The 13013-nt window shown below is 41.7% G+C and carries 14 protein-coding genes; 8 read left to right on the plus strand and 6 right to left on the minus strand.

Going from position 1 to position 13013, the window contains the following annotated elements; genetic code table 11:
• Position 1 precedes the first annotated feature (1 nt).
• Together ACOOEY_RS06030 and ACOOEY_RS06035 are read left to right on the plus strand one after the other, a co-directional pair.
• Positions 2 to 619, plus strand: a complete 618-nt coding sequence (locus ACOOEY_RS06030) for an ABC transporter ATP-binding protein (protein WP_420387778.1) — start codon at positions 2 to 4, stop codon at positions 617 to 619.
• 72 nt (positions 620 to 691) lie between these two features.
• Complete coding sequence (locus ACOOEY_RS06035; RefSeq protein WP_420387779.1) at positions 692 to 1174, plus strand: hypothetical protein; 483 nt, start codon at positions 692 to 694, stop codon at positions 1172 to 1174.
• 141 nt (positions 1175 to 1315) lie between these two features.
• On the opposite strand, the gene ACOOEY_RS06040 is transcribed toward ACOOEY_RS06035, so the two are convergent.
• Together ACOOEY_RS06040 and ACOOEY_RS06045 are read right to left on the minus strand one after the other, a co-directional pair.
• Positions 1316 to 3688, minus strand: coding sequence for an endonuclease MutS2 (locus tag ACOOEY_RS06040; protein ID WP_420387780.1), 2373 nt, complete (start codon positions 3686 to 3688; stop codon positions 1316 to 1318).
• Positions 3689 to 4042 (minus strand): DUF4296 domain-containing protein, encoded by a 354-nt coding sequence (locus tag ACOOEY_RS06045; protein ID WP_420387781.1) that lies wholly within the window; start codon positions 4040 to 4042, stop codon positions 3689 to 3691.
• Positions 4043 to 4185: 143 nt separating this feature from the next.
• Between ACOOEY_RS06045 and ACOOEY_RS06050 the strand changes: the two genes are divergently transcribed.
• Genes ACOOEY_RS06050 through ACOOEY_RS06060 form a run of 3 tightly spaced genes read left to right on the plus strand, consistent with a single transcriptional unit; the run spans position 4186 to position 6992 of the window.
• Positions 4186 to 5064: a DUF58 domain-containing protein gene (locus tag ACOOEY_RS06050; protein WP_420387782.1), complete on the plus strand. Its 879-nt coding sequence runs from the start codon at positions 4186 to 4188 to the stop codon at positions 5062 to 5064.
• The gene (locus tag ACOOEY_RS06055; RefSeq protein WP_420387783.1) at positions 5057 to 5950 is read left to right on the plus strand and encodes a hypothetical protein; all 894 of its coding nucleotides are present in this window, start codon (positions 5057 to 5059) and stop codon (positions 5948 to 5950) included. The genes ACOOEY_RS06050 and ACOOEY_RS06055 overlap by 8 nt, the downstream gene beginning before the upstream one ends.
• Positions 5943 to 6992: a vWA domain-containing protein gene (locus ACOOEY_RS06060; protein WP_420387784.1), complete on the plus strand. Its 1050-nt coding sequence runs from the start codon at positions 5943 to 5945 to the stop codon at positions 6990 to 6992. Before ACOOEY_RS06055 ends, ACOOEY_RS06060 begins: the two co-directional genes overlap by 8 nt.
• Here ACOOEY_RS06060 and ACOOEY_RS06065 read toward each other — a convergent pair.
• The 3 genes from ACOOEY_RS06065 to ACOOEY_RS06075 form a co-directional block, all read right to left on the minus strand.
• On the minus strand, positions 6989 to 7585 hold the full coding sequence (locus tag ACOOEY_RS06065; protein ID WP_420387785.1) for a DUF6992 family protein: 597 nt from the start codon (positions 7583 to 7585) through the stop codon (positions 6989 to 6991). The genes ACOOEY_RS06060 and ACOOEY_RS06065 overlap by 4 nt on opposite strands.
• Positions 7586 to 7651: 66 nt before the next feature.
• Positions 7652 to 8287 (minus strand): LysE family translocator, encoded by a 636-nt coding sequence (locus ACOOEY_RS06070; RefSeq protein ID WP_420387786.1) that lies wholly within the window; start codon positions 8285 to 8287, stop codon positions 7652 to 7654.
• Positions 8288 to 8293: 6 nt separating this feature from the next.
• The gene (locus tag ACOOEY_RS06075; protein WP_420387787.1) at positions 8294 to 9841 is read right to left on the minus strand and encodes a GH3 family domain-containing protein; all 1548 of its coding nucleotides are present in this window, start codon (positions 9839 to 9841) and stop codon (positions 8294 to 8296) included.
• 115 nt (positions 9842 to 9956) lie between these two features.
• Here ACOOEY_RS06075 and ACOOEY_RS06080 point away from each other — a divergent pair, with 115 nt between their 5' ends.
• Positions 9957 to 10631: a YggS family pyridoxal phosphate-dependent enzyme gene (locus ACOOEY_RS06080; protein WP_420387788.1), complete on the plus strand. Its 675-nt coding sequence runs from the start codon at positions 9957 to 9959 to the stop codon at positions 10629 to 10631.
• A 1-nt stretch (position 10632) separates the two neighbouring features.
• Positions 10633 to 11010, plus strand: a complete 378-nt coding sequence (locus tag ACOOEY_RS06085; RefSeq protein WP_420387789.1) for a DUF423 domain-containing protein — start codon at positions 10633 to 10635, stop codon at positions 11008 to 11010.
• On the opposite strand, the gene ACOOEY_RS06090 is transcribed toward ACOOEY_RS06085, so the two are convergent.
• Entirely contained in the window at positions 11007 to 12407 is a 1401-nt protein-coding gene (locus ACOOEY_RS06090) for an ATP-dependent DNA helicase (protein ID WP_420388637.1), read from the minus strand. The two genes, ACOOEY_RS06085 and ACOOEY_RS06090, sit on opposite strands and share 4 nt — an antisense overlap.
• A 78-nt stretch (positions 12408 to 12485) precedes the next feature.
• On the opposite strand from ACOOEY_RS06090, the gene ACOOEY_RS06095 reads away from it, so the two are divergent.
• The gene (locus tag ACOOEY_RS06095; RefSeq protein ID WP_420387790.1) at positions 12486 to 12980 is read left to right on the plus strand and encodes an NUDIX domain-containing protein; all 495 of its coding nucleotides are present in this window, start codon (positions 12486 to 12488) and stop codon (positions 12978 to 12980) included.
• Positions 12981 to 13013: the final 33 nt, after the last annotated feature.

Genomic DNA, 13013 nt, shown 5'->3' on the forward strand with positions numbered 1-13013 from the left:
GATGAAAATTACGGTTAACGATTTAGGTAAGAAGTTTAACCGTGAATGGATATTCCGACATCTTTCGACTGCCTTTGAAACCGGTAACCCTTGTGCGATAACAGGAGGTAATGGTAGTGGAAAATCTACCTTTATTCAGGTATTATGTGGCTTTATGCCCTTGACAGAAGGCTCTCTAAACTATGAGTTCAACGGCAAGGTGCTGGAGGTAGAGAATTTCTACAAGCACTTCGATATTTCCACTCCGTACCTGGAGCTTATTGAAGAATTTACTCTGCAGGAATTCCTGAACTTTCACTTCAGATTTAAAAAACTGAAAGTAGGGTTAACCATCAGTGACTTTGTAGAATTGGTGTATCTGAACAATGACAAGGAGAAACAAATCAAAAACTTCTCCTCTGGCATGAAGCAGAGACTGAAGCTGGGACTATGCTTCTTTTCTCAAAGCGAGGTATGCTTACTCGATGAGCCCACCACTAATCTTGACCAAGAAGGTATTAAATGGTATAGAAATTCGGTTGAGCAAATACTGAATGACAAGCTTGTACTCATTAGCTCGAATCAGAAGCACGAATATGACTTTTGCGCGGAAAGTATTCATATACCTGATTTCAAATAACTGCCAAGAATGAAAAAGATTTAAGCCTTTTTATAAAAAACTGCTTATAATTGACATAACAACTAACATAACATGAAAAAAATTAACAGCTACTTTCTTGCCCTCTGCCTATTGACCATTACGCTACTATCATCATGTGGCGGTGGTGGTGATGACACTCCTGAACTTACGCCAGAGGAACAAAGACTGGTTGATCTAGCTGGAACTGCTCAAGGTGTAACATGGGCAACTACTTCAGTGTCTTTTGATGGTGCTACTTCTGATTTTTTCTCTGACCTTACTATAACCTTCAGAGGAAATGCTACGAGTAAGTCTTATGCCAGTAGCAACGGTTCCCCTTTATTCTCAGCTAACGGTACCTGGGATTTTAATGGAACAAACATTGGAGAACTCATCTTCGATGGGGATGCCAGTAACGTATACTCAATCTCAGTCAATGCAGATGCTACTCCGGCCACTTTGGTCATGACCGTGAATTACACTGCAAGCGGAGGGGTTGCCGCAGGTATCAATGGAGCCAATGGAACTTATGTTTTCAATATGCAGCAACAATAAGAAATTTATATACTCCCCAAAAAAGGAGGTTGTCTCAAAAGCCTGTTCAGCGTCACCCTGAACTTATTTCAGGGTCTTGATGGATTCTGAAATAAATTCAGAATGACGTGATCTGGCAAACTCGAGACAAGCTCCTTTTTGTTATGAGATAGTGAGTAGTGTCACTCCTGCCCCTCCTCTATCTGCATGTTCGTCTCTCACCGAACTAATCTCCCTATAGTTCTTCAAATGGTCTCTGGTTACCTGACGCAGAACGCCATTTCCTTTGCCATGGACGATCTGTAATTCCTTAACACCCAACATAATTGCCTCATCCAGCCAGGTACCCAGTTTAGGAATCACCTCCTCAGCCCTCATTCCCCTGAGGTCAATTCTGCTATTGAAGTCTGATTGCTTGCTTACATAGTCATAACCACTGAAGCTTTTGGTCTTACCCTGATCTTTATAGGCCTTGCGATTAACTTTTTCTAACCTGTTCAAACGGACGAAAGAAGTCAGTTCACCAATACTTAGCTCAGCATCCTTTCCTTTGATATTCACTACCTGACCAACCGTGTCTTGTCCTTTCAACTGCACATAATCTCCAATTTTAATCTCATCAGAATTGTCACTGCTCTTCTCGAATTGCTCTTTGACCTCTGTCTCGTTCTTGATCTTTTCAAGTCGGGCTCGTTGCTTCTTAACGGCCTCCTTTTCAGCTTTCTTTTCTTTTATCTCCCGGATTACACGCTCAACTTCCTTATTCGCTTCAGACACGATGGAGTTAGCCCTTTGCTTGGCTTCATTGAGTATTTTCTTCTCTTGTTTCTGCAGGTGAGATTTCAGTTGAGCGTATTGTTCCGTCAATTCATCCAGTTCTCTCTCGCGAGTCTTTACTTTCTTTTCTGAAGCCTCCAACTCATTTTGCTGAATCTGTAATTGACCAAGCATCTGGTCAAACGAAACCTGTTTAATACCAATTTTCCTTTTGGCGTTTTCTATGGTTCGGTTTGGCAGACCTATTTTCCCTGCTATTTCCAAGGCAAATGAGCTCCCCGGTTTACCGATTTCCAACTCATATAGTGGCTGTAACTTCTTAAGGTCATAGCGCATGGCTCCGTTCACCAAACCATCATGTTTATCTGCATATTCCTTCAGGTTGCCATAGTGAGTGGTGATAACTCCCATTCCTTTGCTATCCTTCAGTTCCATCAGAATGGCTTCGGCTATGGCTCCTCCATACTGAGGTTCAGTACCCGTACCAAATTCATCGATCAGGAATAAACTCTTCTTGTTTACATGACCCAACAGGTGTTTCATGTTGATGAGGTGTGAACTATAAGTACTCAGATCGTTTTCAATTGACTGTTCATCGCCAATATCGATAAACAAATCTTTGAACAGCGTGAATGTTGACGACTCGTTCACCGAGACTAACAAACCACTCTGTAACATGTACTGCAACAGTCCCACCGTCTTGAGGCAAACACTCTTACCTCCGGCATTGGGACCGGAAATAATCAACACGCGTTGATTGGGCTCGAGATAAATATTGAGAGGCACAACATCCTTACCTATTTCCTTATGCTTCAGCAATAAAAGTGGATGCTTAGCTACCTGCCAGTTGAACTCCTTTTTAGCTGACCACTGGGGTTTACAGGCATCAATTTTAAGCGCAAAACGTGCTTTGGCCCTGATAAAATCTACCAGACCAAGAAACTGCATATACTGCTTTAGGTTCTCAATCTCGGGCCTCAGATAACTTGTCAGCTCCATGAGTATGCGCACCACTTCACGTTGTTCTGCATACTCCAGTTCCTGCACTTCATTGTTAATGGCAAACACTTCTGTAGGTTCCAGGTAAACCGTCTGCCCGGTAGCAGATTCCCCATGAATAAAGCCTTTAACTCTTCTCTTATATTCTGCCAGTACCGGAATAACCATCCTTCCGTTTCTAATGGTCACAGATACATCATCAGGTGTATAACCTTCCTTCTTTGTCCTGGAAATGATGTTATCTAAAACTCTTCTGAGTCTTTGTTTTTCTTCCAGTATACCTTTACGAATTTCATAGAGTCTATCTGAAGCATTGTCCTTGAGTTTTCCCCTTTCATCAAATACTCTGGCAATAGACCAAAGTAAATCCTCGTCAAAAACAATCGGATAGGTTAGCTCTGAAAGCACAGGGTACTCTTCTCTTTTCTCCTGAAAAAAGTCCAGGCACTTGTTCAGTGTTTTCAAGCTGAGGATGACATCATATAACTCCTCTTCACTCAAAAAGGAATTATCGACCCGTATTTTACCGAAAAGCGGTGATAGGTCTATGTAGTTAGAGTTTGGGAAAAGCTCCTGAGAAGTAATAATCCTCACAAACTCATCGGTTTGGCTAAGCCAGCGATCTATACTGTCTTGATCTGAAGAAAAACGAATTTTATCTACAAAGCTTTTTCCGAGGTTACTCTCGCAGGCCTCTTGTAGCAGCCCTCTTATTTTATCAAAACCAAGCTTTAGTTCAAGATTAGAAGGATATAGCATTTAATAGTTCGTGCTGTACTGTTTAGAATTTCTCGCTTTAAGACTGTCGATTACGATATCGGTAATGTCTAGAAAAAGCTGAGGATGCAACATGTAGTAATTATAACTCTTCACATAACCGGCAGAGTCCAGACCATGTTTCTCGAATATTCGTTTTTCCATAGCCCGGTAGACCTGTCGGGAAGAATCAAGACTCATATTAACTGAGCTAATCATTCCCTCGGCCATACGAATATCGATCATTACACCAACCATTTCTTCCTGGTTGAGTATACCTTCAGGGATGGCTTCATCACCGCCCCCGCAAGAGAACAACGATAGAATGACCGTCAGTAAAAAAAGCTTTTTTGCCATATTATTAGCCTCTTATTTTCGCTTCATTAAACAAACGACTGGCAAAGGTAAGGGTTATGTGATTAGAGTGCTTGTAATTAACCAAAATTAAGAGGGTGAAAAGCAGTCAAAAATCAAATTAATCATATTTTTAGGCCTTCATTATGGAGCATATCATTTCCAAGCTTAGGAAGTACGAGATTCAGATCAGAAAAGCCATTAACTCTAGAATGCAGGGTGATTTTCACTCTATCTTCAAAGGGTCGGGCCTTGAGTTCGATGGCGTGCGTGAATATCAGTATGGAGATGATACCAGAACGATCGACTGGAACGTGTCTGCCAAAGGACATGGCACCTTTGTCAAAACCTTTAAAGAGGAGAAAGAACAGACCGTTTTCTTCTTACTGGATGTGAGTGCTTCCCAGGAAATAGGAACCCCCGGAGCCCAAAAGGTAGATGTAGGTAAAGAAATCACCGGAGTATTAACGCTCTCAGCTGTTAAGCAACAAAACCGGGTTGGCCTCCTCACTTTCTCAGATCAGAAGGAAAAATTTGTCAAATCAGGCAAGGGCATTAAGCATGGATATGCCATTATCCATGAGCTCTATGAACATCAGCCGAAGTCGACCAGAACAAACATAGACCTGGCTATAAAGAAGGCATTGGAGATCATCCATAAAAAAAGTGTGGTCATTCTCATCTCAGATTTCATTGACGAGGGTTATGAGCAAAGTCTGAGACTTTTAGCGAACAGGCATGACCTGGTAGTATTACACCTGAAAGATGATCGTGAGACACAACTACCTAACCTGGGAATTGTGCCTGTTTATGATCAGGAAAGTAAAAAGACAGTTTGGGTAAATACCTCGTCAAAAGACTTCCGTAAAAAACTGGAAAAGACCTACACGTTGAATAAGGGGGAGCTGGAAAAGTTCTGTCGTAAGAACCAGATCAACTACCTTGAGATTAATACCAAGGATAATTATGTACCTCAGTTGATCAAATTATTTAAGATCAGAAACAAAACGATGAAACGTGACTAGAAGGATAGCTACATTTCTGATTTTATTGGTAAGCATCACGTCTTTTAGCCTAGCACAAGACCTGAAACCGACTGGCTATTTCCTGAAAGATAGTGTAAAGATTGGTGAGTCTGTGGCTTACTCTTTAAGCTATAAGGACAGGAAAAATCGTCCTGTCATATTCCCTGATTCGCTTTACAATTTTGCCCCTTTCGAGCTATTGGATAAAGCCTATTTTGATACTCGTTCAGATAGCATTAACAGTATTGACAGTGCTGTTTACTACCTGGCTACTTTCGAGATTGATACGGTCCAGAGTCTGTCATTACCGGTTTTTGTTTTCACAGGAAAAGATAGTATTCCGCTATACAGTGCTAAAGACTCTATTGTTTTGAATCAGGTAGTTACCCAAATGCCGGATTCTGTAAACCTGGCAGAAACAAGAGCATTCCAGCCTGTTTCAAGGCAATTCAACTATCCATATTGGGTGATTGCACTGGTATTACTGGGCTTCATTGCTTTAGTGGTTAGCCTTATTTGGGGTAAGGAAATCAGTAAGCGTATCAGGCTTTACAGACTGCAGAAGAAACTTGAGAAATTCAAAGAAGAGTTTGACAGAGAAATTGAAGGTATTTCTTCAGATACTGAGAAACCAAAAATTGAATCGCTGTTGAAATTCTGGAAGTCATATATGGAGTCACTGGAACAGATGCCTTACACCAAACTGACCACCAAAGAGATTGTGCAGATTCAGAAGAACTCTTCTTTGGAGGAGACACTGAAGTCTATTGACAGAAACATTTACAGCAAATTGGCCGTAAGCGCCTTGCAAAATGACTTTGAGTTTTTGAAGGATTACTCAATCGATCGATATAACCATGTAACAGAGGAGATAAAGAATGCTTGACGAGTCGGTTTACCATTGGTTTTCGCTGGAGTGGTTCACTCCTTCCGCTTTCAAATCTTTTGACTGGGAGTTCTTCTTCGTCTTTTATGCTATACCGCTTGTTCTATTAATATTTCTGCTCAAGTGGCTTATAGGCACTAAAATCAAGCAAAAGCTGCCAGTGGCTCTCCCTAAAAAGGAAATCCAAAAACACTGGACGAGTTACTTAAGACTCATTCCTAACGTTCTGAAGGCCCTGGCCCTGCTTCTGCTGCTTGTGGCTCTGGCCAGACCTCAACGTACCAATGAAATGGTAGAGGAATGGTCTGAAGGTATTGATATTGCTCTTTTAATTGATATTTCAGAGTCCATGCAAATTGAAGACTTCCAGCCCAACCGACTTCAGGCTGCCAAGGCTACAGCCAGGGACTTTATCAAGGGAAGAAATCAGGACAGGATTGGTCTGGTCATTTTTTCAGGAGATGCTTATTCACTTTCTCCTTTGACCACCGATTATGAACTACTCTACAAGTTTATTGATGAAGAAATTGACTTCAACAAGATCGAAAACAGAGGTACTGCGATTGGTAGTGCCATAGCTGTTGGCACCAACCGCATGAGAGAATCAGAGGCCAGCAGTAAAGTAATGATACTACTCACCGATGGTGACAACACGGCCGGAAATATTGACCCTATTACTGCGGCTGAACTGGCGGCTGCCTATGATATTAAAATCTATACGATTTGCGTGGGTAAAGAGGGTAAAGTCCCCTACGGAAAGGATTTCTTTGGCCGAACCAATTATGTGGAAAACACTGTAGATGAATCGAACCTGAGAGAGATTGCGAAAATTGGTTCGGGACAATTCTACAGGGTTTCGGACAATGCGGCATTGCAAAATGTATTCGACCTGATCGATCAGTATGAGAAAGCGGAAATCAAAGAAACACGCTATAAAAACACTACAGACTTCTATCCTATTTACCTGAAGTGGGGTATTCTTTTCTTCCTGTTATTTATGCTGAGCAAGACTACCTTCATCAGTAATATACTGGAAGACTAAAAGCGCCAAACCAATCCAATACTGTTAGCATTTACCTGAACATGTTCGAGAATATTAATCAGTGACTTATTCTCAGATTGTAAGGCCGTGAACATAATGACATCGAAGGCCAGCAAGAAGCCTCCCTGCAAGATTAATGATCGACCGTAACCATTGAGAATATCTCTCTTCTTCTCCCTGGTCTTAGCCATTTCTTTCATTAGAAAACCTCCGGTAATATAAGCCACATCCAGACCGGCATTCATCAATAAAACCTTCCCCATCTGATGATATTCACCTACTGTTTCAGCAAGGCCCAAAGAACCGGGATCTGTAATGAGCGAGTACCTTAGACCCGGTAAGGCCAATCCCAGGTTAACCACATTCCAGAAAATATTCATCCGATAAAAATGACCTTGTTCATTGGAGGAAGGATTTCGAAGCAAGACCCCATTCACCCCCATATTACCGACAGCCCAGCTACTTAGCACTATCATTCCAACCTTGTTTAGCTGAAGCCTATCCTGATTGAAATCACCCAGGCTTTGTTGGGCCAAAGCATCGACACTAAAAAAACAAAAAAGAATAATGATGAAGAGTAGTTTCTTGTTCATGGCTTTTGAATTGACATGAACCTAACCACAAAAGCTCCAAAGGGTTTGAAAGACTAATAAAAGAGTCTAAAACAAAGCCATATCGAACTCTTCAAGTACAAAATTGAAAAGCTTAATACTAAAAGCGATCAGGGCGATGCCCACTACCCTATTCATGATTTTCATGAATCTGGGGGTAACAATCTGACTCAGCTTCGTAGCGAAATAAGACTTTAGAATATCAGACAGTAAGACAGTAGCAATCAATACAATAAAGAAGCTAATAGCCTCATTGTTTGAATACTTATAAGTGAGCGTCACTTTACTGATAATCCCCAGCCAGAAGAAAAGCACAAAGGGATTGATTCCATTGAGCAGGAATCCTTTAACAATTTGCTGAAACCACTTGGTTTCTTCCTGATGTCTCTGCCTAATTCCTTTGGCAGGCACAGGCTTCAACAAATAGACAAAACCAAACCCCAGCATAATAACTCCTCCAACACCTCCAAGCCACATATTGAAACTGGGATTCTCAACCAATTGTGAAATTCCGAGGTAAGTAACCACTATGTAGAAGCTGTCACTCAGGGCAATTCCTATGGCCATGAAAAAACCAGACCAGAAGCCTTTTTCGATTGAATTCTGAATTAAGGCAAAAAATACAGGCCCAATTAATACACAAAGTAGCAGGCCATATAAAACGCCATTGATTACTATATCCATCCTATACTATAAGGCCTCTTGCTTCAGATAAGTCAGCCAGCTATCTAATTTCTCTTTCTTCAATACTCTTGGGAATTTGGTTTGGCCCCCCTCCTTGCCAATTGACTTCATCCAGCCATAAAACACCTCATTCGGAAGTACCTGTAGGTAAACATTCTTTAGTGCATGTTTTCTCTCCACCTCATAGTCATCATTCAGCTCCTTTAGATAATTATCTATCTTATCTCTCAGTACTTCCTGATCCACCTGCCCGTCTATGCCAACATACCAATGGTGCGAAAACAAACTTCCATCGGGAATTCCTGCCACAGTGAACTCCTTCACCACCACATCCATGTCTGTTGCAGCCATTTGAACGGCCTTATTCATGTTGTCAACCGAAAGGTGCTCACCGCATAAGCTCAGGAAATGCTTGGTTCTGCCGGTGATGATGATCTCAGAATTATGCTTATCCACCACCTTAACAGTATCTCCGATCATATACCTCCAGGCACCAGATACAGTAGAAATTAGTAAGGCATACTCCTTATTCTCTTCCACCTGATCAACCATATATGCCTGCGCATTGGGCTTAATATGACCGTCATCGTCAAAATTCTCTTCGTTGAAAGGAACGAACTCATGGAAGATACCTCCATTCAGCATGAGCCTCATAGACTTCTTACCAGGAGAATCCTGAAAAGCAATAAAGCCCTCTGAAGCCAGATAGGTTTCTATGAAGTGAATGGGATGACCCAATAGCTTATCGAAACCCTTTCTGTAGGGTTCAAAAGCCACACCACCATGTACATATGCATGTAGATTTGGCCAGATGTCGTGAATATTATCTGCCCCGTACTTATCAATCAGCCGCTCCATCAGGATGGTAATCCAGGCCGGCACTCCTGCCATCATACCAATATTCCACTTCGGGCCCTTTTCAACAATCTCTTCCAGTTTGGTTTCCCAGTCCTTTTGCTTCTTGATTTTAGGACTCGGGCGTGAAAAGCCCTGAATCCATAATGGTAATTGTCCCGTGGTGATACCACTTAGGTCGCCATAATAGAAGCTTCCGGAAAAATTAAGAGAGGTACTTCCTCCCAACATGAGCATACCTGACTGAAAAAACTTATCTGGCAAATCGTACTTTCCCAGCGTATACATATGCCGGGTCCCTGTTCTTCTGATCTGACGGATCATGTCTTTAGTCACCGGAATAAACTTGGAAGAAGCTCCTGAAGTACCGGAACTTAAAGCAAAATACTTTGTCTTACCCGGCCAGGTTACATCAGGCTCCCCATCCCTGGTTTTGTGCCACCAATGATCATTCATGGAATCGTAATCATGAATGGGTACGTTGGCTTTGAATTGCTCATAAAAATCATGGTGTCCCAGGCTTCTGAATTTCTCAAGCACTGACATGAAATCATATTCTCGCCCAAACATAGTGTTTCGGGCACTTATTAAGAGTTTGGAAAGTTCCTTCTTCTGTAGATCATATGGAGAGGTATAATCTTGTTCCAGGGTTTCCCGGAGTTTTATACCTTTCTTTAGAATCGATCCGATTATTGGCATATACTATCTTCGGTTTATTGAACTGCTAGCATAAACAAGCGCTTTTATGCTAAATTGCGGCCCATTCAGGTAATCAAATATAATAGAAATCTATTCGACACCTTAACAGTGTGACATGAGTATTGCAGAGAACATCTCAAAATTCAATCAGGAAACTGCTCCTTTCAATGCGCAACTCATTGCCGTGAGTAAGACTAAGCCAAACCCCGATTTGTTACAGGCCTATGAAGCAGGTCAGAGAGATTTAGGTGAAAATAAAGTTCAGGAGCTTACTCAGAAGTATGAAGACCTGCCAAAAGACATCCGTTGGCACATGATCGGGCACCTTCAACGGAACAAGGTTAAGTACATCGCTCCCTTTGTTCACCTCATTCATGCGGTAGACAGTAAAAGACTTTTGGCCGAAATAGATAAACAGGGAAAGAAGAATGAAAGAGTGATTAACTGTCTGCTCCAGGTTTACATTGCAAAAGAAGAAAGCAAGTTTGGCCTCGATGAAGACGAACTGAATGAGCTGCTCAATTCTGCAGAATTAAAGGCCATGGAGAACATTAAGATCATCGGTTTAATGGGAATGGCCACCAATACTGAGAATCTAGAGGTAATCAGAAACGAATTTAAATACCTAAAAGACCTCTTCGAGCAAATCAAACAAGAATACCAGTCTGATAAAGTTGAAATGAAGGAACTATCAATGGGTATGACCGGAGATTATCAGATCGCATTGGAAGAAGGAAGCACTATGATCCGGGTAGGCAGTGCTATATTTGGCAGCAGAAACTATCACTAATATGACAGCAAAAATTGTATTAATCGTTGCGGCTGTTATGGGCGCACTGGCCGTTGGACTTGGAGCCTTTGGCGCACATGGACTGGAAGCGACTTTGACCGCCAATGGCAGACTGGAAACTTATGAAACGGCAGTAAAGCATCAGTTCTATCATAGCCTGGCATTGTTACTGACAGGCATTCTCATGCTGAACCTCAATAGTGACTACTTTCTCTGGACTGCCTGGTCTTTTATTATCGGCACTCTTATTTTTAGCGGTTCGCTGTACATACTCAGTTTGACCAATGTTACCTGGCTGGGAGCAATTACTCCTATTGGCGGACTGGCCTTTATTCTCGGCTGGATATTCCTGGCTTTAGGCGCTGCAAAGGCAGCTTAATAAAATTTGGGATTGAAGTTAACGAGATAGAGCTCCCTGGTAGCACGGGTTAATGCCGTATATAGCCATCGCAGGTATTCATGATTCACCATCTCATCGGTTAGATAACCCTGGTCTACAAAAACAGCTTCCCATTGCCCCCCTTGAGACTTATGACAGGTGAGCGCATAGGCAAATTTTACCTGTAAAGCATTGAGATATGGGTCACTCTTAATGGCTTTAATCCTCTCCTTTTTTGTAGACAGATCGGCATAATCGGCCACTACCTGATCATACAAGTTCTTGTAAGCCTTATCATTTAGAGAAGCTTCTGAAGCATAGATAGTGTCAAGCATCACTTTAGCTTCGAAGGGCTCCTGATCAGGATAATCGAGTAACCTCAAGGTCAGATTAGCAAACCGGAGGTCGTACAAATCTTCAAACCGACTTATCTTTAATACTTCCACAAAATCTCCGTTAGCCAAAAAGCCTGCCGGTGCATTTTCAGGAAGAAAGTGATAATTGTTTCTGACTATCATTAGAATGTCTCCGGCTTCTATCTCGTCTTCTCTGTACTGAATAGCCCTCCTGATGTATTGGTTATATTGAACTGCGTTCTTATTACTCCTGCAAATAATCGCGGTATTCTCCACTCCAAACTTGTCATAGGCGTAGCGTAAACCATCTTCCAGTTTTTCACCAGTCATTTTAAAAACATCAGTGAATCGACTGGTGGCAAAGGAAACCTTGAAGTTTTCCTTCATCAGTTCATTCCTAAGGTTGGTTGCATTAAACAGGATACCGGAATCAATATCCTGTCTCATCACCTCAGTCATTTCTGTTGATTGTACATCAGCCTTGAAATGGCGTTGCAAATAGTTTTTCTCTAATGCCGGGCTCTCCATATTTCCAACCGGAGGTAATTGAGCTGTATCACCAATTAGCAGTAGTCTGTTCCCCTCTTTTGAAAACACATATTCCATCAGGTCGCTCAACAGTCCATTCTGTCCATATTCTGCCGAATCAGAAATCATGGAAGCCTCATCTACAATGAAAAGAGTATTCTGATGGTAATTAGATTGTCTTTTAAACTCCAGGCCTCCCCCCGGCTCGGCAGTCTGCTGGAAGACTTTCTTATGAATAGTAAATGCAGCTCTTTTACTATAGCCTGACATTACTTTGGCTGCCCGGCCTGTTGGTGCCATCAATACATATTTGTAGTTGAAAAAAGGCAGCATTTTCACGATAGCACTCACCACTGTGGTCTTACCCGTACCTGCATAGCCTCTTAAGATCAACACAGGCTTCTTGAGCTCTTTATCCAGCAGAAAAGAGTCAAACAGCTTAAACAGGTACTTCTGTCCATCTGTAGGTTCAAAAGGAAACTTATCGAGTAATATTTCTGATGGCCTGGCCAGAGCTTTCTTTGGTTTAAGTGGGAATGAATACCTTTACATCAACGGTTACAAATATATTGTTCCCAATTGAGCTTTTTTATGTCAGATCAAATTCAGGAAGAAATCAGAGAACAATATGGTGAAAAGCTACGCATCAGAGTTTGTGGAATCTGCATTCAGCGTGGCGAAATTTTGCTTGTACATCATAGGTCTCTTGGTAAGACAGAATCGCTTTGGGCACCTCCGGGTGGAGGAATGCAATATGGTGAAGATGCCAGAGAAGCATTGAAACGGGAGTTTCTTGAAGAGACAGGTTGCACGATCGAAGTGAAGGAATTTCTCTTTGTACACGAATACCTCGACCCTCCGTTACATGGCATTGAACTGTTTTTCCAGGTAGATATAGTTTCCGGAAAACCCAAATTAGGAACCGACCCGGAGATGTCAGATGAAAATCAATTGTTAACAAAAATTGGATTTTTCGATCTTCAAATACTGAAAGATCAGGAAATGGAGAGTTTACACTACGTCTTGCAGAAAACAGAAAGCCTTAGTGACCTGATTAATCTAAAAGGTTATTTCAAATTTCATTAATTATCCATAAAATAGCGGTTCGAATAACTATGG

Source organism: Roseivirga sp., from assembly GCF_965216855.1.
Classification (GTDB): Bacteria; Bacteroidota; Bacteroidia; order Cytophagales; family Cyclobacteriaceae; genus Roseivirga.